This is a genomic window from Bacillus cereus group sp. N31 (genome assembly GCF_016483245.1).
In the GTDB taxonomy this organism is placed as follows: domain Bacteria; phylum Bacillota; class Bacilli; order Bacillales; family Bacillaceae_G; genus Bacillus_A; species Bacillus_A toyonensis.
Window position 1 is genome coordinate 1 of the sequence record NZ_JAEHCH010000025.1, and the last position, 22,120, is coordinate 22,120.

The window sequence follows — 22,120 nt, forward strand, 5'->3', positions numbered from 1 at the left end:
CATTAGCTCAGTTGGTAGAGCATCTGACTTTTAATCAGAGGGTCGAAGGTTCGAATCCTTCATGGCTCACCATTTTCGCGGAAGTAGTTCAGTGGTAGAATACAACCTTGCCAAGGTTGGGGTCGCGGGTTCGAATCCCGTCTTCCGCTTTATTACTACGGGGCCTTAGCTCAGCTGGGAGAGCGCCTGCCTTGCACGCAGGAGGTCAGCGGTTCGATCCCGCTAGGCTCCATATAAATAGAGAAAGTGTACATCATATGATGTACGCTTTTTTTGTGTTTAAAAAGACAACTTTCATATTTGTCGTTTAAAATGAAGAAAACGTAAAAATAAAGGATGGGGGATAATTGTGAAAGTTGTCATTGCATCTGATTCATACAAAGAAAGTCTAAAGGCTATAGAAGTATGTGAAGCTATTGAAAGAGGTTTTGGAGCAATTTTTCCTAAAGCAGAGTATGTAAAAATACCAATTGGAGATGGTGGTGAAGGAACTGTTGATTCACTTGTTGATGCCACAGGAGGAAGCGTTGTATCACTTTATGTGACAGGACCGCTTAGAGAAGGCGTACAAGCTTTTTATGGCATTTCTACAGATAAAAAGACAGCGTTTATTGAAATGGCATCGGCATCTGGACTACAACTCGTACCGGTTGAAAAGCGAAATCCATTCATTACAACGTCAAAAGGGACAGGAGAGCTTATATTACATGCGCTAGACCAAGGAGTTAAGCATATTATTTTGGGGCTTGGAGGAAGCGCTACAAATGATGGTGGAGCAGGTATGTTATCGGCTTTAGGAGTAAGGTTTATAGATGAAAAGGGTGAAGCAATAGATCCATCTGGAGGAACATTACATTCGATTGTCACGATTGATTTTTCACGAATGGATTCACGCCTAAAGGAGATAACGATAGAAGCGGCGTGTGATGTAAATAATCCATTAGTCGGAATGAGAGGGGCATCTTTCGTATTTGGTGCTCAAAAGGGTGGGGATGTAGAGATGCTGAAAAGGCTAGATGAGAATTTAAAGCATTATGCGACTATTCTTAAACGATATGTATCTTTGGATGTATCTGAAATACCTGGTGCAGGAGCGGCAGGAGGTATGGGAGCAGCTGTTATTGCAGTGTTAAAGGGAAGCTTACGAAAGGGTATTGAAATTGTATTGGATCATACAAATTTTGATAAGCATATAGAAGATGCGGATTTAATTATAACTGGTGAAGGTAGAATAGATGAACAAACAGCATATGGAAAGGCTCCTGTTGGTGTCGCGGGGCGAGCGAAACGTCTTCATATCCCTGTGATTGCTATAGGAGGATCGGTATCTCCAAATTATCCAGTTGTTTACGAAAAGGGAATCGATGCAGTATTTAGTATTACGCCTTTTCCAATGGCACTAGACGAGGCATATAAGATGGCAAAAGAGAATATTGAAATGACAGCAAGAAATATTGCAGCAGTATGGAAAATTGCATCGAAAAAACACTTCTAAATGTAGAAGTGTTTTTTATTATTATCTAATAATAATGATAGCAGTTGTTTCATTAAGTTAACTTTATACATAAAATGGTCTTAAGATTTGGATTTCAACATAAATATAAGTGAATAAATTGTATATCCATACAGAAAAATGTCGAGTTGAGTCAGAGTATATAAAAGATTTAAAATATTTAGTGAAGGCATAAAAGGGGGATACTATCTATGAAAAAAGAAATCTCAGTTATTGGAGTTCCAATGGATTTAGGACAGATGCGTCGTGGAGTTGATATGGGCCCGAGCGCGATCCGTTATGCAGGGGTAATTGAAAGAATTGAAGAAATTGGATATAACGTTAAAGATATGGGAGATATATGTATAGAGAGAGAAAAAGAAGTTGATGAAAATACAAAATTAAGAAACCTTACACAAGTTGCGACTGTATGTAATGAATTGGCAAGTAAGGTGGATCATATTATAGAAGAAGGTCGTTTTCCACTTGTATTAGGTGGTGACCATAGTATCGCAATTGGTACACTAGCTGGTGTGGCAAAACATTATAAAAATTTAGGTGTTATTTGGTATGATGCACATGGAGATTTAAATACGGAGGAAACTTCACCATCTGGTAATATTCATGGAATGTCACTTGCAGCAAGTTTAGGCTATGGACATCCCACGCTTGTAGACTTATACGGGGCATATCCAAAGGTGAAAAAAGAGAACGTTGTAATTATCGGTGCACGTGCATTGGATGAAGGAGAAAAAGACTTTATTCGCAATGAAGGTATTAAAGTATTCTCAATGCATGAAATTGATCGTATGGGTATGACGGCTGTTATGGAAGAAACAATTGCTTATTTATCTCATACTGATGGTGTACATCTATCATTAGATTTAGATGGTCTTGATCCTCATGATGCACCGGGAGTTGGAACGCCTGTAATTGGTGGTCTATCGTATCGTGAAAGTCATTTAGCGATGGAAATGTTAGCGGAAGCTGATATTGTTACATCTGCTGAGTTTGTTGAAGTAAATACGATTTTAGATGAGAGAAATAGAACGGCAACAACCGCGGTTGCTTTAATGGGTTCTTTATTCGGTGAAAAACTAAAATAAATGTAAGAAAAGCAACTGAGAAGTTGCTTTTTTTATTTGAAAATAGACGTATAATAATGATTTATATTATACTGTACGATAAGATTGTTTGACATCTTACCAATTTGATCTAAAGGGGGTTGTTTGTAATTGTCGTTTGTTTCATGTATGGTATAATTAACTAGTTGTTGGAAATACATACAGATAGAGCATAAAACAATATTTCAATATATGGATAGAATTGCTCGTAAGTAGGAGGAAGGGTTAGCATGCCTTTTGAAGATACGACCATTTTGAAATATCTTAGTACGGTATTAGATATTGCCGTTGTATGGTTTATTATATATAAGCTAATTCTTATAATCCGAGGGACAAAAGCTGTTCAACTTTTAAAGGGGATTACAGTTATTATTGTCGTTCGGATGATTAGTATTTTCCTTGAATTGCATACGCTTTATTGGCTAACGGAACAAGTATTAACGTGGGGATTTTTAGCCGTTATTATTATCTTCCAGCCAGAATTGCGAAGAGCACTTGAGCAGCTAGGACGCGGAAGTTTATTTTCGCGTGTTGGAACTCAGGAGGATGATGAACCTGAAATTGTTGCAACATCGATAGCAAAAGCAACGGAATATATGGGAAAACGTAGAATTGGTGCATTAATTACGTTGTCAAAAGAGACCGGAATGGGTGATTATGTGGAAACGGGTATTCCGTTAAATGCAAATGTATCATCGGAGTTACTCATTAATATTTTCATTCCAAATACGCCTCTTCACGACGGAGCCGTAATTATGCAAGGAAGTACAATTAAAGCAGCGGCTTGTTATCTTCCATTATCAGAAAGCCCCTTTATTTCTAAAGAGTTAGGAACAAGGCATCGTGCTGCAATGGGAGTTAGTGAAGTCACTGATAGTATTACGGTAGTTGTATCTGAAGAAACAGGCCAAATTTCTTTAACGAAAAATGGTAAGTTGCATCGTGATTTGAAGACAGAACAACTGAAGGATATGTTATTAGCAGAATTTAGTGGGAACGAAAAAACGACTTCTTCGTCTTTATGGAATTGGAGGAGAAAGCGTCATGGATAAGTTAATGGAGAATCATTGGTTTTTAAAAGGAATCTCATTACTATTGGCGTGTATGCTTTTTATGTCCGCAACTTTAACTGAAAAGAATACGACATCGGGTATATTACCTTTCGCAAATGATACGAAAGAAACATTAACTAATCATGCTATTAACCTTAAGTATGATGAAGATAAATATATTGTAAGTGGTATTCCGGCAGAGGGCGTTAAGGTGAAGTTAGAAGGCCCAAAAGCAGCAGTTGCTACAGCAAAAGCAAAAAAACAATTTGATATAACGGTTGATTTGCGAGATAGTCCAAAAGGGACTTATGAAGTTTCTTTGAAAACGAACGGGCTTCCAGATGATGTGAAGGGAACAGTTCAGCCATCAACAATTAAAGTTACTCTTCATGAAAAAGCGAGAAAATATGTTCATGTAGACTTAAAGTTATCAAATGAGGATCAGATGCCAGCGGGTGCTACTCTCGAAAAATCAAACATTAAACCTGATACTGTTGAGGTAGTTGGGACGAAAGAAGAAATCGAAAGTATTTCATCTGCTAAGGCGTATATTGATTTAAAAGGTGTTAATAAAACTGTTACAAAAACAGCTGAAGTTACATTATACAATAAAGAAGGAAAACGTTTAAATGTAAGAACAAGTCCATCTAAAATTAGTGTAACGTTGAATGTGGCGACGCAAGCTACGGCCAATAATACGGAAAAAACTGTTCCTGTAACGTATACGAAAAAGGGGAGTTTACCAGAAGGATTGGCCGTTACAAATATTAGCGTTGAACCGAGAGAAGTAACGATAGCGGGTCCAAAAGATATTTTGGATAATATACAATCGATAGAGGGGGTCGAAGTAGATCTTAGTCAATTGACTGAGTCTACAACATTCGATACCTCTGTTTTATTGCCAAAGGGTGTAACGAGTTCTAAACCAAATCAAGTGAAGGTTTCCGTAGGGGTACAAAAAGTAAAACAAACGAAAACTAGAACAATTGAAGGTGTCTCGATTCAAAAAAATGGAGTTTCTAAAGATGTCACTGCTCAGCTACTTTCGCCACAGGATGGAAAGATAAGCGTTGATATTTCAGGAGAAGCAAGTATAGTAGATAAAATAACAGCTGCTCAAATAACAGCGGTAATTAATTTGCAAAATGTATCGCCAGGGACGAAGGATGTTTCGATTCAAGTGAGCGGTCCTGGTAATATTTCAATAGAGCCAAAACAAAAAAGTGCTAAAGTTACTATTGTGAAGAAAGAAAAGCCAGATCAAGAAGTACAGGGTAATGGTGAACAACCAGATTCAAATAATAATCAAGATAATCAAACTGAAAAACCAAAAGATCCTGAAACTAATCCAGAAAAAGACCAGGACAAAGAAAAAGAAAAAGACAAAGATAAAGATAAAGAACTTAGTCAAGAACCAACAGTAGATAATCAAAAAGAGCAAGAAAAAGGAGCGAATCATAATGGGTAAATATTTTGGTACAGATGGAGTACGTGGAGTTGCGAATGAGGAACTAACACCTGAATTAGCTTTCAAAATTGGACGTTTTGGTGGTTATGTATTAACAAAAGATACAGATCGTCCAAAAGTAATTATCGGTCGTGATACACGTGTATCTGGTCATATGTTAGAAGGAGCTTTAGTAGCAGGTCTATTATCAACTGGAGCAGAAGTAATGCGCCTTGGTGTTATTTCTACACCGGGTGTTGCTTATTTAACAAAGGCGTTAGGTGCACAAGCGGGTGTGATGATTTCTGCATCTCATAATCCGGTACAAGATAACGGAATTAAATTCTTCGGTTCAGACGGTTTTAAATTAACAGATGAGCAAGAAGCAGAAATCGAAGCTTTATTAGACAAAGAAGTTGATGAATTGCCACGTCCAACAGGTACTAACCTTGGACAAGTGAGCGATTACTTTGAAGGTGGACAAAAATATTTACAATACATTAAACAAACTGTAGAAGAAGATTTCTCTGGTTTACATATCGCTTTAGATTGTGCACATGGTGCAACGTCTTCTTTAGCGCCGTACTTATTTGCGGATTTAGAAGCTGATATTTCAACAATGGGAACTTCACCGAATGGTATGAATATTAACGCTGGAGTAGGTTCTACGCATCCTGAAGGCCTAGCAGAATTAGTGAAAGAAAAAGGTGCTGATATCGGTCTTGCTTTTGATGGTGATGGTGACCGTTTAATCGCTGTAGATGAAAAAGGAAACATCGTTGATGGCGATCAAATTATGTTTATTTGTGCGAAGTACATGAAAGAAACTGGCCAACTAAAGCACAATACAGTTGTTTCAACTGTTATGAGTAACTTAGGTTTCTACAAAGCACTTGAAGCAAACAATATTACAAGTGACAAAACTGCAGTTGGTGATCGCTACGTAATGGAAGAAATGAAACGCGGTGGTTACAACTTAGGCGGAGAACAATCAGGTCACATTATCTTACTTGATTACATTACAACTGGTGATGGAATGTTAAGTGCACTTCAACTTGTAAACATCATGAAAATGACGAAAAAGCCATTATCTGAGCTTGCAGGAGAAATGACTAAATTCCCACAATTACTAGTAAATGTTCGTGTAACAGATAAAAAATTAGCATTAGAAAATGAAAAAATTAAAGAAATTATTCGTGTTGTAGAAGAAGAAATGAACGGTGATGGCCGCATTCTTGTTCGTCCATCTGGAACAGAACCGCTTATTCGTGTAATGGCAGAAGCACCGACACAAGAAGTTTGTAATGCATATGTACATCGTATTGTAGAAGTTGTTAAAGCTGAAGTTGGCGCTTAATAATTTGTTGAATTTATTTTAAAAGGAGCACAAGAAGTGCTCCTTTTTCATATGTTTTAAAGACGATGAAAAAAATTTCATTGACGGTTTATAATGTTTGTTATAAGATTGTCTTGTTCTTTTTCTCAAAGTAAATGTTGTAAATTATAAAAGCGCCAGAACTACAAGTAGTGTAGTTGACGAGGTGGAGTTTTATCGAGATTTCGGCGGATGACTCCCGGTTGTTCATCATAACCGCAAGCTTTTACTTAAATCATTAAGGTGACTTAATGGACAAAGGTGAAAGTGTGATGAGAGAAAAGGAACGGATGAAAACTAGCTGTATAAGTATATACGGACTTAAACCCAATCGAGAGGAAGGTGAAAGCCGTTACAAGCTTACAGGGCTAGCAATATGTAATCCGTTTTTTAGTATAAATAAAAATGGTATCGGACTATGTCGTTACATGTTCGCAGAGCAGTGTAAGCATTTGTAACGGCGACTAAACATGTGTGGAATCGTAGGATTTATTGGAGAACAAGATGCAAAGGAAATTTTATTAAAAGGTTTAGAAAAACTAGAATATCGTGGATATGATTCAGCAGGTATTGCAGTACAAGCAGAGAACGGTGTTGTTGTGTACAAAGAAAAAGGCCGTATTGCAAAACTTCGCGAAATCGTAGATGAGAACGTAGCAGCAAGCGTAGGTATCGGACATACACGCTGGGCTACACACGGTGTTCCAAGTAAGGTAAACGCGCATCCGCATCAAAGTACATCAAAGCGCTTTACACTAGTTCATAACGGTGTAATTGAAAACTATGAATTAGTGAAAAAGGAATATTTACAAGATGTAACGTTCGTAAGTGAAACAGATACAGAAATTATCGTACAGCTTATGGAACAACAAGTGAGCACAGGATTAAGTGTAGAAGAAGCGTTCCGTAATACGCTATCTCTTTTACATGGCTCTTATGCAATCGGATTACTTGATGCTGAAAATCCAAACATGATTTATGTTGCTAAAAACAAAAGCCCGCTATTAGTAGGTGTTGGTGACAACTTTAATGTTGTGGCGAGCGACGCTATGGCGATGTTACAAGTTACAGATCAATTTATTGAGTTAATGGATAAAGAAATCGTAATCGTAACGAAAGAAAGCATTACAATTAAAAACTTACAAGGTGAAACGATTGAACGTGCACCGTTTACAGCGGAATTAGATGCAAGTGACATTGAAAAGGGAACATACCCTCATTTCATGCTTAAAGAAATTGATGAGCAACCACTTGTAATCCGTAATATTATTCAAAAGTATCAAGATGAAAATGGCGAAATTGAATTAGATCAAGATATCCGCAACGCGATTTTAGATAGCGATCGTATTTACATCATTGCATGTGGAACGAGTTATCATGCAGGTCTTGTTGGAAAACAATTTATCGAGAAGTTTGCAAAAACACCAGTTGAAGTACACGTAGCAAGTGAATTCTCTTACAACATGCCATTATTAACAGAAAGACCATTCTTCATTTACATTTCACAAAGTGGTGAAACAGCTGATAGCCGTGCAGTACTTGTGCAAACAAATGAAATGGGTCATAAAGCATTAACAATTACAAACGTACCTGGTTCTACGCTTTCTCGTGAAGCTGACTATACACTTCCACTATACGCTGGACCAGAAATTGCGGTTGCATCAACGAAAGCTTACACAGCACAACTTGCAGTACTTTCAATCTTAGCGGCTGACATTGCTAAAGCAAAAGGTGAAGTTCTTGATTTCGACTTAACACACGAACTAGGAATTGTAGCAAATGCAATGATAGAACTTTGTGATCAAAAAGAAGAAATGGACGCATTAGCAAAACAATTTTTAGCAACAACGCGTAACTGTTTCTTCATCGGACGTAGCGTAGACTTCTACGTAGGATTAGAAGGTGCGTTAAAACTAAAAGAAATCTCTTACATCCAAGCAGAAGGATTTGCTGGAGGAGAATTAAAACACGGTACAATCGCTTTAATCGAAAATGGTACACCAGTTATCGCACTTGCTACACAAGAGCACGTAAACCTTGGAATTCGCGGTAACGTGAAAGAAGTAGTAGCACGCGGAGCTAACCCATGTATCATCTCAATGAAAGGCTTAGAAATGGAAGGAGACAGCTTCGTATTACCAGCTGTACACGAAGCACTAGCACCGCTAGTAGCAGTTATTCCATTACAACTTATCTCATACTACGCAGCACTTCACCGCGAGTGTGACGTTGATAAGCCACGTAACTTAGCTAAATCTGTTACGGTTGAGTAGAAGGTTGGTAGATTTGAAATAAATTTGTGAAGCCTCACCCCTTTGGATATTTTTATCTAAAGGGGTGTTTTTGTGTCCAAAAGAAAGAGAACATTTAAAATCGATAAGTGGATTAAAGAGGAGCGAGGAACTAGCAGTGGGAATGGACAGAAGCCCTACTGATTAAAGGTTCACTTTATCGGATTTGGAACGAAATCACTTTTGTTTATCTGAATTTTCTAGTAATATTTTAAGTATTCATGAACAGTTTTCTTTATTACTACAAGAAAAGACGATTGTTATTGCTGAAGAGCTTGGGATGAAACACCTAGCTGATCCAATTGAACGGGAATCTTGGGAGTGTAGATGCATTAATTGACTAGACATGACGAGGGGTGTTTATTAATGAAAGTGAAAGAAAAAACATATTTAAGTATAGAAGAGATTATTTCATTACCGGCCTTATCAAGTACAAATATAAGTGATGATGGCAAAAATGTAGCGTTTGTTAAAAAGACAGCTAACTGGAAAGACAATACATATAGAAATCATGTATGGATATATGAAAAGGAAAAGGGGAAGAGTTACCCATTAACAATTGGAGATATAGATAGTACACATCCATTATGGTCTCCAGATTCTAAGGGTATCGCATATCTTAGCCCTGTTGGAGATGGGAAAAATCAGATCTTTTTTAAGTCACTAGACGGCTATAGTGAGGTTCAAATTACTGATGAGAAAGAAGGAGTCAGTAATTTCAAATGGGAGCCTACTGGTAAAGGTTTTTATTATATTGCACAGTCAAAAGAATGTGAGGAAATAAAGAAACGTAAGGAACGATATGGAGATTTCCATCATGTAGGTAAGGAACATTGGAATAATTGTTTATACTACATTGAAATAGAAAAAGTGAAACAAAATGATAAACAGGAACGGAAGGTTAGCGGTGTTTATCAACTAACGGACGGTAAGGATTTTTATATACATAACTTTGATATTTCAAATGATGAGAAAAAGGTTGTATGTATGGTTACACCAAACTTAAACGATTATATGAATGGTGATCTATATATATTAGATGTTGAAGCTGAGGAACTGCAAAAGATGAATGTAGATAAGTTGTTGGGCGGGAGCGTTTGCTTTTCTCCTGAGGGCGATAAAATATGTTACTCAGCAAGCATAAGAGAGAAGGATTACTATAGAAATCATATACAAGATAATACATTAGAGATATATGATATGAATACTGGAGAGGTAATTCAACCTTTAACAAATTTTGATAGTACGGTTATGCCATTACAGTGGACAGCTAAAGGAATTTTAATTAGATGGCAGGATAAAACGAATTACCTTATTGGCTTGCTATGTGAGGATGGCACTGTGGAAATGTTAAGTGAAACAGTAGATGGGTTTATAATGGATGCCTCTATAACAAGAGATGGCAATCATATAACCTATAATAAGGCTATAACAAATGAAACCTTTGAAATCTATTTGGATGATAAAAAAATAACGAATGAAAATAGCTTTTTCGAAGGGAAACTTAAAAGTAACAGGGAAATCATCTCATGGCAAAGTTGCGATGGTCTTGAAATAGAGGGTGTGTTATCAACACCAGTAGGGTTTGACTCAAATAAAAAATATCCTTTATTATTAGTAATTCATGGTGGTCCGGCTTGGGCATCATTTCCGATATTTTCAGACTGCTTCAATGAGAAATATCCGATTGAACAGTTTATCGAAAAAGGCTTTATCGTTTTAGAACCAAACTATAGAGGAAGTTCTGGTTATGGCAATGAATTTTTAAAAGCAAACTATAGAAAACAGGGAATTGCTGATTATGATGATGTTATATCTGGAGTAGATGCACTAGTTGAAAAAGGGATTGTAGATAAAGATAGAGTAGGAGTTATGGGATGGAGTAACGGAGGATATATATCAGCTTTCTGTTCTACATTTAGTAGTAGATTTAAAGCTATTTCAGTTGGAGGTGGAATTACGAACTGGAGTACTCATTATGTAAATACAGATATCCCTTACTTTATTAGAATGTATTTAGGAAATACTCCATGGAATGATCCAGAGATATATAAGAAGACATCACCAATGACATATATTAAATCAGCCTGTACGCCTACCTTAATTCAACATGGGGAAAAGGATGTAAGGATTCCAATTACAAATGCATATGAGCTATATGAAGGGTTAAGAGATATGGAAGTTGATACAGAGTTAATTATATTTAAAGGAATGGCATATAGTCCTAATCAGCCAGGAGTGAATGTAGCTATTATGAAGCAGAACTTGATGTGGTTTTCACATTATATTCTTGGGGAAAGTATGGATGGATTTCGTACTATATAATGGATATTCATACAGGGATTTTTCGTTGTGCAATCGGGTCATATTGTTGAAAAAGAGATACAACAAATTATATAATTTGTTGTAAACTGCATGCAAACCATTATGATTATAAGGAAATGTAATTCGGAGGACTAATATGACAGAAAATAAAAATGTGTTACCAGTAGAACAGCGTGAAGAATTATTCAAAGTATTGAAAGCTCGTTTTGAGAAGAATATGAATCGTCATGAAGGTCTTGAATGGGCTAAAGTTGAAGCGAAGCTGGATGTTAATGCTGAGAAATTATGGTCACTTAATGAAATGGAAGTAACTGGCGGTGAGCCGGATGTTGTTGGTTATGATAAAGAGAAGGACGAGTATACTTTCTATGATTGTTCAAAGGAGAGTCCTAAAGGCCGCAGAAGTCTTTGTTATGATCTTGAAGCGTTAGAGTCAAGAAAAAAACATAAACCAGAAAATAATGTCATTGATGTGGCAACTGCTATGGGCATTGAATTATTAACTGAAGAACAATATCGAGATTTGCAACAAATTGGGGATTTCGATATGAAATCATCAAGCTGGGTACAAACGCCTTCAGATATTCGCGAACTCGGTGGCGCTCTATTTTGCGATTATCGCTTTGGACACGTTTTTGTGTACCACAATGGAGCAGATTCCTATTATGCTGCTAGAGGGTTTCGCGGTTCGTTAAGAATTTAAATTTAGAGTAAGTAAGAAAAGAGCCTATACTTAGGCTCTTTTCTTACTTATATTTTAAAAGTAAACTGTTACTACGCAGTTTTACTTAATTTATATGTTTCGTGGTTGTTTTTCCGGAAAAGTTTAGGGAAAACATAACCGTCTAATCCAATACGTCCAGCATTATGACCTGCAACTAAAATGAACATAGTTAAAACAAGCATGTTTGGGTTTACACTAACAGTTCCACTTAATAAGAATGAAAGATTCATTATGATTCCAAAGAATGCAGCAGTTTTTGTTAATCCACCTAAAATTAAACCTAAACCTACTAAGATTTCTCCCCATTGTACGAAAAAGCTAAATAAGTCTGCGTGTGGAAGAACAAAGTTTTGAAGGAAATCCGCCCACCAGCCTTGTACTGCGGGGTGATCGCCTGATGCTTGGGCGATGGCGCCTTTGAGGAAACCGCTGGCATCAAAAGATTGTCCTAAAACTTTGCCTATTCCAGCAGTAATCCAAGAATATCCTATGTAAAGACGTAAAAGTAATAATATGAAAGTAGCACGTTTATCAGTTCTTAAAAAATTGATAACCATTGAAATCCCTCCAATATTGTATTTACATGTTTATTATATATCCATTGTGAATAAATTCACAATGGAGGAAATGTGAACGAATATATGTTGTGAGTAATTGTTTTATTTTTTGTAACATTTCATCTTTTTTGATAGACTAATAATAGAGATATATCAAAAGGAGGCAAAGACTAGATATGTGGATGAACTTGTAATGATTAGCAATTGGATAGATTATTTTTCTCTCATAAGTGAGGGTTTATTTAGCTATCTGTAAATCATTCAAGGACTGCATATTTGGCGTAGTCATTCCTTCGGTAAGGATAGGCCTATTATGTATCTATCTTTTTTGTGGGGAAATTTATATCTCTCATATAAAATATGCGTCCTTTAAAATTGGAGGAGTATATGATGAATCAATTAAAAAATAAAGTAGCAGTTGTTACAGGTGTAAGTCGTCTAGACGGTATAGGAGCAGCTATTTGTAAAGAATTAGCTGAGGCTGGATACGATATATTTTTTACGTATTGGACAGAGTATGATAAAGAGATGCCTTGGGGCGTTGAGCAAAGTGAACAAATACAATTAAAAGAAGAGTTACTACAAAACGGTGTCAAAGTATCGAGCATGGAGTTAGATTTAACTCAAAATGATGCACCGAAAGAGCTTATAAATAGGGTTACTGAACAACTAGGCTACCCTCATATATTAATTAATAATGCAGCATATTCTACGAATAATGATTTCTCTAATTTGTCTGCTGAAGAGCTGGATAAGCATTACATGGTAAATGTTCGTGCGACTACATTGTTAAGTAGTCAATTTGCCCGAGGATTTGATAAGAAATTTGGTGGTAGAATTGTGAATATGACTTCGGGGCAATTTCAAGGGCCTATGGCAGGAGAACTGGCGTATGCAACAACGAAAGGAGCTATTGATGCTCTTACTAGTACGTTGTCAGCAGAAGTAGCCCATTTAGGAATAACAGTGAATGCAATTAACCCAGGTCCAACTAGTACAGGATGGATGACTGAAGAGATAAAGCAAGGATTAAAGCCGATGTTTCCTTTTGGCAGGATTGGTGAGCCAAAGGATGCAGCTAGACTCATAAAGTTTTTAGTAAGTGAAGAAGCAGAGTGGATTACGGGGCAAGTGATTCATTCGGAAGGTGGATTTAAAAGGTAAAAAGAAGGCATCTCCTTCCGGTGAGATGCCTTCTTTCTAATCTTTCTTCAATCTTCGTGCAACACCATTCCCTAAAGATTGTAATCCTTGAACGAGGATAATTAAAATAAAGACGGTTGCATACATTACTTCAGGTTCATAGCGTAAATGTCCGAAGCGATATGCCAAGTCCCCTAGCCCGCCAGCGCCTACAAGACCAGCCATCGCTGTTGCGCCAATTAAGCCGATTGTTGCGATCGTTAATCCGAGCACAAGAGATGGGCGTGCTTCTTTAACCATGACGTGCCAAATAATTTTTATAGTAGAGACTCCCATTGCTTGGTAAGCTTCAATAACACCACGATCCACTTCTAGTAAAGCTGTCTCCATTAAGCGTGCAATATAAGGAGCTGTGAAGACGACAAGTGGTACGATAACACCTTGCACGCCAATGGATGTTCCCATTAGAAACTTCGTAAAAGGTAAAATGAAGAATAATAGAATGATAAATGGAAGAGAGCGAATGACATTAATAACTGTATTAAGAATAGGATAGATAAGTTTATTTTCTCGCTGTCCACCAGGTCTCGTCAAAACAAGTGTAACGCCGAGCGGTAATGCGATAAGGATAGAGATAAGTAATGAAATAGATGTCATTTGAAATGTTTGAATTGTTGCTTCCCATATGACTTTACCCCATTCATCCAAAAAGGACTTGTTTTCCATAGTCTGTTTTCCCTCCCTCTACGATGATACCTTTCTCTTGTAAGAATGCTAAAGCACGGTTTACTTCATTTTTTTCACCTTGCATATGAACGACAAGTTTCCCATATGCCTCATGTTTTAACTGCGTAATATTACCGGATAAAATATTTGGATATACTTGGTAACATTTTGTAGCGACAGCTAGTGCTGGTTCTCCTGAAGAACTTCCTATAAAAGAAAGTGTTACAATTTCACCAGTAGTTTGTAGTTCTTTTTGTACTTCTTCTGGAATTTTAGCTGCAAATGCGCTATTTACAAACTTCTTCGTTGTTACATGTTGTGAGTTTGTGAAAATATCTTTTACAGTCCCGCTTTCGACTACAGATCCATGCTCCATAACGGCAACCTGGTCACAAATACGCTGGATGACATTCATTTCATGTGTAATGAGTAAAATCGTAATTCCAATTTCTTCATTAATTTTTAGTAATAAATCAAGAATAGAATCAGTTGTTTCTGGATCTAATGCACTCGTTGCTTCATCACTTAATAAAACCTCTGGTTCATGTGATAGTGCACGAGCGATGGCAACACGTTGTTTCTGGCCGCCAGAAAGTTCGCTTGGATAAGCATCTTTACGGTTAAAAAGATCCACGATGCATAAATATTTTTCTACTCTTTTTTCAATTTCCTCTTTTGGAATGCCAGCAAGGCGTAACGGCAATGCGATATTTTCATAAACGGTAACAGTTTTAAGTAAATTGAATCCTTGAAAAATCATTCCGATTTTTTGCCTCGCTTTTGCTAGTTCTTTTGTTGATAAAGTGGTTAAGTCTTGGTTGTTTACGATGATGTTTCCTGTCGTTGGTTTTTCTAATAAATTTACACAGCGAATTAATGTGCTTTTACCAGCGCCGCTATACCCAATGATTCCAAATACCTCGCCTTTTTCTACTTTAAGGGAAGTAGACTTAAGAGCCTCAACAGTCCCTTTTTTTGTTGTAAATACTTTGGAGACGTTTTTTAATTCAATCATTATCGTCAGCTCCTACCAAGATGGTAAAACTGAACCATCAAATTTTTTCTCGATAAATTCTTTTACTTCTTTAGATTGATAAGCTTTCTTTAATTTACTTACAACAGCATCATCTTTATTTTCAGTACGAACAACGACCCAGTTCACGTATGGTGAATCTTTTCCTTCGCGGAAAATGGAATCTTTCGCTGGATTTAGTTTTGCACCTAATGCAAAGTTTGTGTTAATTGCAGCTGCTTTCACTTCACTTAATTGCGTTGGTAATTGAGAAGCTTCTAATTCAACAATCTTTAAATTTTTCGGGTTTTCAATTACATCCTTTGCAGTCGCTTTTTCTGTAGCCTTTGGATCAACTTTTAAAACCCCTGCTTTTTCAAATAATTTTAAAGCTCGAAGTTCATTCGTTGGGTCATTTGGTACAGCGATTGCATCGCCCTCTTTTAATTCTTTTACATCTTTTAAGCTTTTAGAATATACGCCCATTGGGAATGTTACTGTTGAAAATACTTCAGTTAATTTCATATTGCGTTCGGTTTTAAATACATCTAAATATGATTTCGTTTGATAGCTATTTACATCAAGACTTTTTTCATCTAACGAAACGTTTGGTGCTACGTAATCATTAAATATTTTTATATCAATGTCGAGACCGTCTTTTGCCGCAACTTCTTTAACCTTCTCAAAAATTTGTTCATGTGGTCCACCTGTTACACCGACAGTAATCTTTTTCTCGTCTAATATTTTTACATCTTTATCTGAATTTGCGCCACATGCGCCTAATAATAATACTGCTCCGCTTACAATGCTCAATAATACTTTCTTCATCTATAATGCCCCCTTAATATACGTTCCAAAATAAAAAGCACCTCTCAAAATAAGAGAGGTGCCGAATAGACGAAATAGGTTCCTCTCTTATCTTCCAAAACGAAAACTCGTTTTGCAGGAATTAGCACCTTAGCTTATACGTTATAAGCTCGGTTGCCGGGCATCATCGGGCCAGTCCCTCCGCCACTCTTGATAAGAGTATGTATATGTAGTTTTTAAATATGGTACTAATAGTAAATCTTACAAAAGGAATTGTCAATGTTATTTTCTGAATATATTTTATTTTAAGGTAATCGAAACGTTTCCTTTCTTATGGCCCATTTCTACATACGTATGGGCTTCTGCAACTTCTTCTAATCGGTAAGTTCTATCAATAACAGGTTTTAGCTTTTCTGTTTCAACTAGTTGTTTTAGTAGGTTCATATCTTCTTTACTGACCTTTGCCATCATTCCGTTAACAGATACATATTTTCCATTAGGCATTAATGCGTCTGTACAAAGAGACTTTTTATACTTTCCAACTGCATCAAATATAATATCGTAGTGCTCGCCCTGCTTAGTAAAATCTTCTTTCGTATAATCAATTACTTTATCAGCCCCTAAAGATTGCACTAGTTTAAAATTTGAATTACTACAAACAGCTGTAACGGTCGCGCCGAAATATTTAGCAAGTTGTACAGCAGCTGTTCCTACTGATCCAGATGCGCCGTATATTAGCACTTGTTGCCCCCTTTTTATCCGGGCCTTTCTTAGGAAATGTAGTGCCGAAGTTCCGCCAAAGGGAATAACTGCTGCTTCCTCATACGTCACATTATTAGGTTTTAATGCTATCAATCCACTTTCATGCACGCATGTGTATTCGGCATAACCACCAAGGTTTAGTTCTGTTAATGCAAAAACCGGGTCTCCTTTTTTAAATTGAGTTACATCTGTTCCAATTTCTTCGATTTCACCAGATAACTCTACGCCGAGTATAGGTTTTCTCGGTTTTCTAAAACCTAATATGATCCGCATAGGAACCCAAAATAAGAGGGGACTATTAAAGCCACGTATTCTACAATCTCCAGTCGATACACTTGTTGCGCGAATTTTAACTAATACTTCGTTCTTTTTAGGTTTAGGTTTTTCTACATTTTGAAGCTGGAGAACGTTTGGTGGTCCATATTGTGTACAAATAATCGCCTTCATAATAACCTCCTGAAATGAGTTGTTATTATTTACATCATATTTAAGATCTTCATTAAACATGTCGCTATATAGAGAATATAGATTAAAAATTATATAGATTTCATAGGAAAAGAGGTGATATTATTTTGGGAAAGGGGGCGACATTATGAAAAAAATTATTTTTGTTTCAAGTTTAGTACTTGCAATCAGTCTAGGGGTAGGGTGTAGTAATGAAAAAACAGCAAAGACGGATGAGCCGAAAAAAGAATCAGTTCAAAAAGAAAAGGAATTAGCAGCGAAGGATGTTTTCAAGAAAACGAACGAAGCTTTTAAAAATGAAGAGCATGTAACGATGACATATGGTGTAGGGGTAAAAGCTGAGGGAACAGAGATGGACATATTAAAGGCTAAGATGCAATTAGAGCCAAAGACAAAAAATTCTCGTTCTGAAATGAATATTTCCGGTACAGATGTTGTAGTGTATACTGTGGATGGTAAAGTTGCTGGTGAGGTAAAAAACCCTAATACAGGAGAAGTTATAACCGTACCAGAGGAGCAATTAAACGCTGGTGGAATGAAAGCGACTCAAGATATTATAGATAAGTTAGAAGTACCGGAAGTAGTTTTAGATAAAATGAAGATGGAGAAAAGCGGAGATAAATATAAACTGAAATTTACATTAAAAGGGCAAGAAACAGAAAGTATGTTAACTAGCATGGATGAAACGCAGAAGAAAATGTTACAAGCACAAAATGCGAAGATAGAAGAAGTGGATGCAGAATATATCATTACAAAAGATTTTAAATATGAATCAGCAAAGATAGACATGATTATGAGTAGTAATGGCAAGGATAAAGCACACATTATTACGAACGCAAAATATACGTCGTACGAAAAGTTTGACCCAATAAAATTGCCAGCAGCAAAGTAATAGTTTCGATGAGGGGGGACCTAAAATAAGGACCCTCTTTTTTGTATACTTTCTTCATAGGAAAATAGGTACAATATGAAGAGGAAAAGATGTAGAAGAGGAGAGTGTCATTTGAAAAAAAGAAAGATGACGGTGGTCATTGTAGCTTATACAGTGTTGCTTGCAACATCTGTAAATACATATAAAGAGCAACTAAAGCACCCTATTATGAGCGATGTAGGAAAGTTGCTTCCAACGAAAATTAAACGTGTTGAACATGCTGAGGATGAACGTTCATTAAAACAGGTGGTGAAAGATGCAAATACTTCCGGAGAGAAAATTTCCATTGCAGGTATGCAACATAGCCAAGGCGGACAGACGTACTATCCGAACGGTACGATGCTTGATATGAAAGAGTATAATAAAATATTAGCATTCGATCCAGAGAAGAAGCGGATTACAGTTCAAAGTGGTGTCACGTGGAATGATATCCAGAAGAAAATTAATCCATACGGTCTTGCAGTTCAAGTGATGCAATCTCAAAACATTTTTACTGTTGGTGGTTCATTAAGTGTAAATGTACATGGGCGTGATATTCGTCATGAAGCATTGATTGATACAGTAGAGTCATTTAGATTGTTAATGGCAGATGGCACGGTACGTAATATAAGTAGAGAAGAAAATGCAGAGTTATTTCCATATGTCATAGGTGGTTACGGGTTATTTGGTGTCATTTTAGATGTGACATTAAAGCTAACTGATGATGAATTATATGAAATGCATACGAGAATGATAGACTATAAAGAATACACGTCTTACTTCAAAGAGAAAGTGAAAAAAGAAGAAAATGTTCGTATGCACTTAGCACGTATTTCTGTTGCTCCAAACTCATTTTTAAAAGAGATGTATGTGACGGATTATGCATTGACACAAAATCAAAATATGAGAGAAGAGTACAGTGAATTAAAAGAAGAAAATATTATAGCTGCGCCGAAATTTTTGCTTGGATTATCACGTTATAGTGATTGGGGAAAGAATACATTTTGGGATATACAAAGAAGTTATTTTGAACGTACAGATGGACAGTTTGAGACGCGGAATAATGTTATGAGATCAGATAGTACTTTTATGGAATATGAAAATCCGAACCTTACAGAAGTGCTACAAGAATACTTTGTGCCTATAGATTCCTTCACGGAATATATAGATGATTTACGTGCCGTATTAAGTGAAGAAGAACTGAACTTGCTCAATATTACGATTCGTTACGTGGAAAAGAATGAAAATGCAGTTTTATCCTATGCAAAAGATGATATGTTTGCACTGGTGCTTTTAATTAACCAAGGACGCTCCGAGAGTGAGGTGAAGAAAACAGAGGATGTCATTCGGAAGATGATTGATGTTACTTTAAAACATAACGGTAGTTATTATTTACCGTATTATTCTTATCCAACGAAAGAACAGCTAAAGAAAGCATATCCTCGTATAGAAGAATTTCTTCAGAAGAAGAAGGAAGTGGATCCAGAAGAGAGATTTGTGAATTTATTTTATAGGGAGTATACGAAATGACATATAGAAGATTTGTAGCCTCACAAAGCATCATTATGATGGCAGGAAGTATGGTATTTCCTTTTTACATTTTATTGCTTCGGAATGTTGGAAATAGCTTCTCACAGTTTGGGTGGGCTTATGGCTTATTTGCATTAACTTCAGCACTTGTATATCCGTTAGTAGGGAAGGCGTCTGATAGAGTAGGTGATCAAAAATTATTAATAATATACGCTTGGTCCATGGCGATATTAATGCTTTGTTTTCCAATTGCAACGGAAGTCTGGCATGTGTATATTCTTCAAGTTGTAATGGGAGTTTTAGGTGCTGTGCAGCGTAATACTGAGAAAACGTCGTTAGCACGAAAGGTTGTGCAGGAAAAGGCTGGTTATGAGATTGGAAAATACCATGTGTGGACATCAATTGGAGGCGCAGTAGCGATTATTGTAACGGGGTATTTAGTAGATTTCTTTACGATTGGTACGATTTTTTATATTGCATCTATCTTATATGTAGTAAGTGGAGTTGTATTAAGTAGTAAAAAAATATAACCATTCCTATTTTTACCTAAATACCCTTTGTTTGTTATACTAAAAGGGAAGACAAAAGAAAAGGGGACATTGCCTTTGATGAAATTTTTAGTTTTAGCTATTCTCACTTTGTTTTTGATTCCATGGACAAGAAGCGGTAGTAAACTTCGAGCAGTGGATAAGAAGGGGGATGAGAAGGTTGTAAAGGGTAAGAAATCATCCATTTTAGTTATTCCTGTTTTATTTTGGATAGGTATTGCAATCTATGAATATTTTTGGCTAATTGATGATCGAGCAGATTCGATTCTTACTCATTATTCTGTTGCAGTAGCAATTTTAATTGGGCTTGTTTTATTTTCACAAGATCAGATAGGGAAATTAGAAGGTACATTAAAAGGTCTTCTAATGTTTGTTTTACTTGCAAGTTACGGCTATTTTGGTTATTTGCACGATATAGTAATCACGCAAAAGAAATATGATTCTGTTGTTAAGGTAGAGAAAGATATTTCAGAGCCATTTACTGAAAATGATCAGCCGTTTACAGTGCCGCCAAAGACAGCGGAGAATAAGATGAAAAAAGTATTTGGGGATATTCCGAAAGTAGCTTATTTTGAGCTAGGAGAATTAACGCCACAAATGGTAAACGGTGAGGCTTTATATGTAGCGCCGATTGAAGTTTCAGGGTTTTTTAAAGCACGTAAAGCTGAAACAATTCCAGGGTACGTAACGATGTCAGGTACGAACCCTGATGCCGAAGCGAAACTGCATCTCGGTTATAAGATGAAATACGTGCCAAGCATGTTTTTCGGGAATAATTTAGAGCGTGTCGTACGAAATTCCGAACCAAATTTAATCTTTAAGGGGAAACCTAAATTTGAAGTTGATGATAAAGGGAAACCGTATTATACAATGACATATGGTGAATTTATTTCAGGGAGATCTGGATTTGAGGTAGAGGGTGTTGTTGTAGTAGATGCACAAACAGGTGAAGTGAAAAGATATGATAAAGGAAAGGCACCTAAATTTGTTGATGGTGTATTGAATCATGAGACCGCATCTACATTAAATACGTATTTCGGTAAATATATTCACGGATTTTGGAATACAAAATTCTCGCAAACTGATATGAAGATTCCGACTGAGTGGGGGACGAAAGAAGGAGTGACACCAATCTTCGGTAAGGATGGAACGCTATATTACTTTACTGATTTCACCTCTCCAAAAGAAGGAGTAGATTCTGCGTTAGGTTATTCACTTATTGATGCACGTACAGGTAAGTTGTATTACTATAACGGAAAAGAAGTAAAGGGAATTATGGATGGTTCAGCTGCTTCAGAAGTGGTGGATAATTCCTTTAAAAGAGAGAAATGGCATGGAACGATGCCGGTTATTTATAACGTGTACGGTAAACCTTCTTGGATTGTACCTGTTATTGATGACGGGGGATTAGTACGTGCTCATACTGTCATCTATGCTTCTAATGCAAAAATATTTGCAACAGGTTCGACGCAAAAAGAAGCTCTTGAGAATTATAAAAATGCGCTAAGCGGGAGTGGAGATTCATTTAGACCAACTTCGAGTGGAAAAGAAGCGCAAAAAGAAGGTATTGTACAGCGAGTATATAAAGAAAAATCAGGTGAAAATACAATTGTGTACGTACTGTTAGAAAATGAACAAAAAGTATTTATGATACCTGCGAAAAAATTCCCATATGCTATGTTTACAGAAGTGGGAGATCCAATTCAAATCACATACTTAGATACAGGAGAAGCGATGTCTTCCGTATCTAAATTTACAAATAGCAACTTGAAAAAGTAAAGCGATAGAATTTCTATCGCTTTTTTTTTACATTATGAAAGAGGAAAATGC

At 36.5% G+C, this 22,120-nt stretch carries 19 protein-coding genes, 2 tRNA genes and 1 riboswitch; of the genes, 16 read left to right on the forward strand and 5 right to left on the reverse strand.

All coding sequences use genetic code 11. The features are described 5' to 3' along the window. Nucleotides 1–77 precede the first annotated feature (77 nt). From JDS81_RS23845 to JDS81_RS23895, 11 genes are all read left to right on the forward strand, one after another. Nucleotides 78–149, forward strand: a tRNA-Gly gene (locus JDS81_RS23845). Nucleotides 150–159: 10 nt separating this feature from the next. Next, a tRNA-Ala gene (locus JDS81_RS23850) sits at nucleotides 160–232 on the forward strand. A 117-nt stretch (nucleotides 233–349) separates the two neighbouring features. After that, the gene (locus tag JDS81_RS23855; protein ID WP_097953608.1) at nucleotides 350–1,495 is read left to right on the forward strand and encodes a glycerate kinase; all 1,146 of its coding nucleotides are present in this window, start codon (nucleotides 350–352) and stop codon (nucleotides 1,493–1,495) included. A gap of 209 nt (nucleotides 1,496–1,704) precedes the next feature. Continuing rightward, a complete protein-coding gene (gene rocF, locus JDS81_RS23860; RefSeq protein WP_000711579.1) occupies nucleotides 1,705–2,598 on the forward strand; it encodes an arginase in 894 nt (297 codons plus the stop codon). Between the two features lie 248 nt (nucleotides 2,599–2,846). Next, nucleotides 2,847–3,668: a diadenylate cyclase CdaA gene (gene cdaA, locus JDS81_RS23865; protein ID WP_001115710.1), complete on the forward strand. Its 822-nt coding sequence runs from the start codon at nucleotides 2,847–2,849 to the stop codon at nucleotides 3,666–3,668. After that, a complete protein-coding gene (locus JDS81_RS23870; RefSeq protein ID WP_000359587.1) occupies nucleotides 3,661–5,136 on the forward strand; it encodes a CdaR family protein in 1,476 nt (491 codons plus the stop codon). Before cdaA ends, JDS81_RS23870 begins: the two co-directional genes overlap by 8 nt. Continuing rightward, nucleotides 5,129–6,472 (forward strand): phosphoglucosamine mutase, encoded by a 1,344-nt coding sequence (glmM, locus tag JDS81_RS23875; protein WP_000521472.1) that lies wholly within the window; start codon nucleotides 5,129–5,131, stop codon nucleotides 6,470–6,472. The genes JDS81_RS23870 and glmM overlap by 8 nt, the downstream gene beginning before the upstream one ends. Before the next feature lie 290 nt (nucleotides 6,473–6,762). Further along, complete coding sequence (locus JDS81_RS23880; protein WP_033659100.1) at nucleotides 6,763–6,948, forward strand: hypothetical protein; 186 nt, start codon at nucleotides 6,763–6,765, stop codon at nucleotides 6,946–6,948. Nucleotides 6,949–6,960: 12 nt separating this feature from the next. Beyond that, on the forward strand, nucleotides 6,961–8,763 hold the full coding sequence (gene glmS / locus JDS81_RS23885) for a glutamine--fructose-6-phosphate transaminase (isomerizing) (RefSeq protein ID WP_000334150.1): 1,803 nt from the start codon (nucleotides 6,961–6,963) through the stop codon (nucleotides 8,761–8,763). A gap of 384 nt (nucleotides 8,764–9,147) precedes the next feature. Beyond that, complete coding sequence (locus tag JDS81_RS23890; protein ID WP_097953607.1) at nucleotides 9,148–11,106, forward strand: S9 family peptidase; 1,959 nt, start codon at nucleotides 9,148–9,150, stop codon at nucleotides 11,104–11,106. Between the two features lie 136 nt (nucleotides 11,107–11,242). Continuing rightward, entirely contained in the window at nucleotides 11,243–11,809 is a 567-nt protein-coding gene (locus JDS81_RS23895) for a DUF4256 domain-containing protein (protein ID WP_097953606.1), read from the forward strand. A 71-nt stretch (nucleotides 11,810–11,880) separates the two neighbouring features. Here JDS81_RS23895 and JDS81_RS23900 read toward each other — a convergent pair whose 3' ends face one another. After that, on the reverse strand, nucleotides 11,881–12,387 hold the full coding sequence (locus tag JDS81_RS23900) for a DoxX family membrane protein (RefSeq protein WP_097953605.1): 507 nt from the start codon (nucleotides 12,385–12,387) through the stop codon (nucleotides 11,881–11,883). Between the two features lie 387 nt (nucleotides 12,388–12,774). Between JDS81_RS23900 and JDS81_RS23905 the strand changes: the two genes are divergently transcribed. After that, complete coding sequence (locus JDS81_RS23905; protein ID WP_142312864.1) at nucleotides 12,775–13,551, forward strand: SDR family oxidoreductase; 777 nt, start codon at nucleotides 12,775–12,777, stop codon at nucleotides 13,549–13,551. 36 nt (nucleotides 13,552–13,587) lie between these two features. Here JDS81_RS23905 and JDS81_RS23910 read toward each other — a convergent pair whose 3' ends face one another. From JDS81_RS23910 to JDS81_RS23925, 4 genes are all read right to left on the reverse strand, one after another. Next, nucleotides 13,588–14,256: a methionine ABC transporter permease gene (locus JDS81_RS23910; RefSeq protein ID WP_087971118.1), complete on the reverse strand. Its 669-nt coding sequence runs from the start codon at nucleotides 14,254–14,256 to the stop codon at nucleotides 13,588–13,590. After that, nucleotides 14,231–15,271 carry a methionine ABC transporter ATP-binding protein gene (locus tag JDS81_RS23915; RefSeq protein ID WP_097953603.1) on the reverse strand — a complete coding sequence of 347 codons (1,041 nt, stop codon included), beginning with the start codon at nucleotides 15,269–15,271 and terminating at the stop codon, nucleotides 14,231–14,233. The genes JDS81_RS23910 and JDS81_RS23915 overlap by 26 nt, the downstream gene beginning before the upstream one ends. Nucleotides 15,272–15,283: 12 nt before the next feature. Continuing rightward, the gene (locus tag JDS81_RS23920; RefSeq protein WP_097953602.1) at nucleotides 15,284–16,096 is read right to left on the reverse strand and encodes a MetQ/NlpA family ABC transporter substrate-binding protein; all 813 of its coding nucleotides are present in this window, start codon (nucleotides 16,094–16,096) and stop codon (nucleotides 15,284–15,286) included. An 84-nt stretch (nucleotides 16,097–16,180) separates the two neighbouring features. Continuing rightward, nucleotides 16,181–16,295, reverse strand: a riboswitch (SAM riboswitch). Between the two features lie 80 nt (nucleotides 16,296–16,375). Next, nucleotides 16,376–17,284 (reverse strand): NAD(P)-dependent alcohol dehydrogenase, encoded by a 909-nt coding sequence (locus tag JDS81_RS23925; protein WP_097953601.1) that lies wholly within the window; start codon nucleotides 17,282–17,284, stop codon nucleotides 16,376–16,378. A 145-nt stretch (nucleotides 17,285–17,429) separates the two neighbouring features. Here JDS81_RS23925 and JDS81_RS23930 point away from each other — a divergent pair, with 145 nt between their 5' ends. The 4 genes from JDS81_RS23930 (at nucleotide 17,430) to JDS81_RS23945 (ending at nucleotide 22,069) form a co-directional block, all read left to right on the forward strand. Then, the gene (locus tag JDS81_RS23930) at nucleotides 17,430–18,194 is read left to right on the forward strand and encodes a DUF6612 family protein (RefSeq protein ID WP_000720091.1); all 765 of its coding nucleotides are present in this window, start codon (nucleotides 17,430–17,432) and stop codon (nucleotides 18,192–18,194) included. A 111-nt stretch (nucleotides 18,195–18,305) separates the two neighbouring features. Further along, nucleotides 18,306–19,742, forward strand: a complete 1,437-nt coding sequence (locus JDS81_RS23935; RefSeq protein WP_141499389.1) for an FAD-binding oxidoreductase — start codon at nucleotides 18,306–18,308, stop codon at nucleotides 19,740–19,742. Further along, nucleotides 19,739–20,272 carry an MFS transporter gene (locus JDS81_RS23940; protein WP_000222357.1) on the forward strand — a complete coding sequence of 178 codons (534 nt, stop codon included), beginning with the start codon at nucleotides 19,739–19,741 and terminating at the stop codon, nucleotides 20,270–20,272. The genes JDS81_RS23935 and JDS81_RS23940 overlap by 4 nt, the downstream gene beginning before the upstream one ends. 78 nt (nucleotides 20,273–20,350) lie before the next feature. Further along, complete coding sequence (locus tag JDS81_RS23945) at nucleotides 20,351–22,069, forward strand: DUF3981 domain-containing protein (protein ID WP_097953600.1); 1,719 nt, start codon at nucleotides 20,351–20,353, stop codon at nucleotides 22,067–22,069. Nucleotides 22,070–22,120 lie beyond the last annotated feature (51 nt).

Excerpts from the sequence above, each read along its gene's own strand:
- rocF (WP_000711579.1), top strand. The coding sequence starts at position 1,705 with ATGAAAAAAGAAATCTCAGTTATTGGAGTTCCAATGGATTTAGGACAG.
- JDS81_RS23940 (WP_000222357.1), top strand. The coding sequence starts at position 19,739 with ATGACATATAGAAGATTTGTAGCCTCACAAAGCATCATTATGATGGCA.
- JDS81_RS23890 (WP_097953607.1), top strand. The coding sequence starts at position 9,148 with ATGAAAGTGAAAGAAAAAACATATTTAAGTATAGAAGAGATTATTTCA.
- cdaA (WP_001115710.1), top strand. The coding sequence starts at position 2,847 with ATGCCTTTTGAAGATACGACCATTTTGAAATATCTTAGTACGGTATTA.
- JDS81_RS23915 (WP_097953603.1), bottom strand. The coding sequence starts at position 15,271 with ATGATTGAATTAAAAAACGTCTCCAAAGTATTTACAACAAAAAAAGGG.
- JDS81_RS23880 (WP_033659100.1), top strand. The coding sequence starts at position 6,763 with ATGAGAGAAAAGGAACGGATGAAAACTAGCTGTATAAGTATATACGGA.
- JDS81_RS23900 (WP_097953605.1), bottom strand. The coding sequence starts at position 12,387 with ATGGTTATCAATTTTTTAAGAACTGATAAACGTGCTACTTTCATATTA.
- glmM (WP_000521472.1), top strand. The coding sequence starts at position 5,129 with ATGGGTAAATATTTTGGTACAGATGGAGTACGTGGAGTTGCGAATGAG.
- JDS81_RS23925 (WP_097953601.1), bottom strand. The coding sequence starts at position 17,284 with ATGAAGGCGATTATTTGTACACAATATGGACCACCAAACGTTCTCCAG.
- JDS81_RS23870 (WP_000359587.1), top strand. The coding sequence starts at position 3,661 with ATGGATAAGTTAATGGAGAATCATTGGTTTTTAAAAGGAATCTCATTA.
- JDS81_RS23895 (WP_097953606.1), top strand. The coding sequence starts at position 11,243 with ATGACAGAAAATAAAAATGTGTTACCAGTAGAACAGCGTGAAGAATTA.
- JDS81_RS23930 (WP_000720091.1), top strand. The coding sequence starts at position 17,430 with ATGAAAAAAATTATTTTTGTTTCAAGTTTAGTACTTGCAATCAGTCTA.
- JDS81_RS23905 (WP_142312864.1), top strand. The coding sequence starts at position 12,775 with ATGATGAATCAATTAAAAAATAAAGTAGCAGTTGTTACAGGTGTAAGT.
- JDS81_RS23945 (WP_097953600.1), top strand. The coding sequence starts at position 20,351 with ATGAAATTTTTAGTTTTAGCTATTCTCACTTTGTTTTTGATTCCATGG.
- JDS81_RS23910 (WP_087971118.1), bottom strand. The coding sequence starts at position 14,256 with ATGGAAAACAAGTCCTTTTTGGATGAATGGGGTAAAGTCATATGGGAA.
- glmS (WP_000334150.1), top strand. The coding sequence starts at position 6,961 with ATGTGTGGAATCGTAGGATTTATTGGAGAACAAGATGCAAAGGAAATT.
- JDS81_RS23920 (WP_097953602.1), bottom strand. The coding sequence starts at position 16,096 with ATGAAGAAAGTATTATTGAGCATTGTAAGCGGAGCAGTATTATTATTA.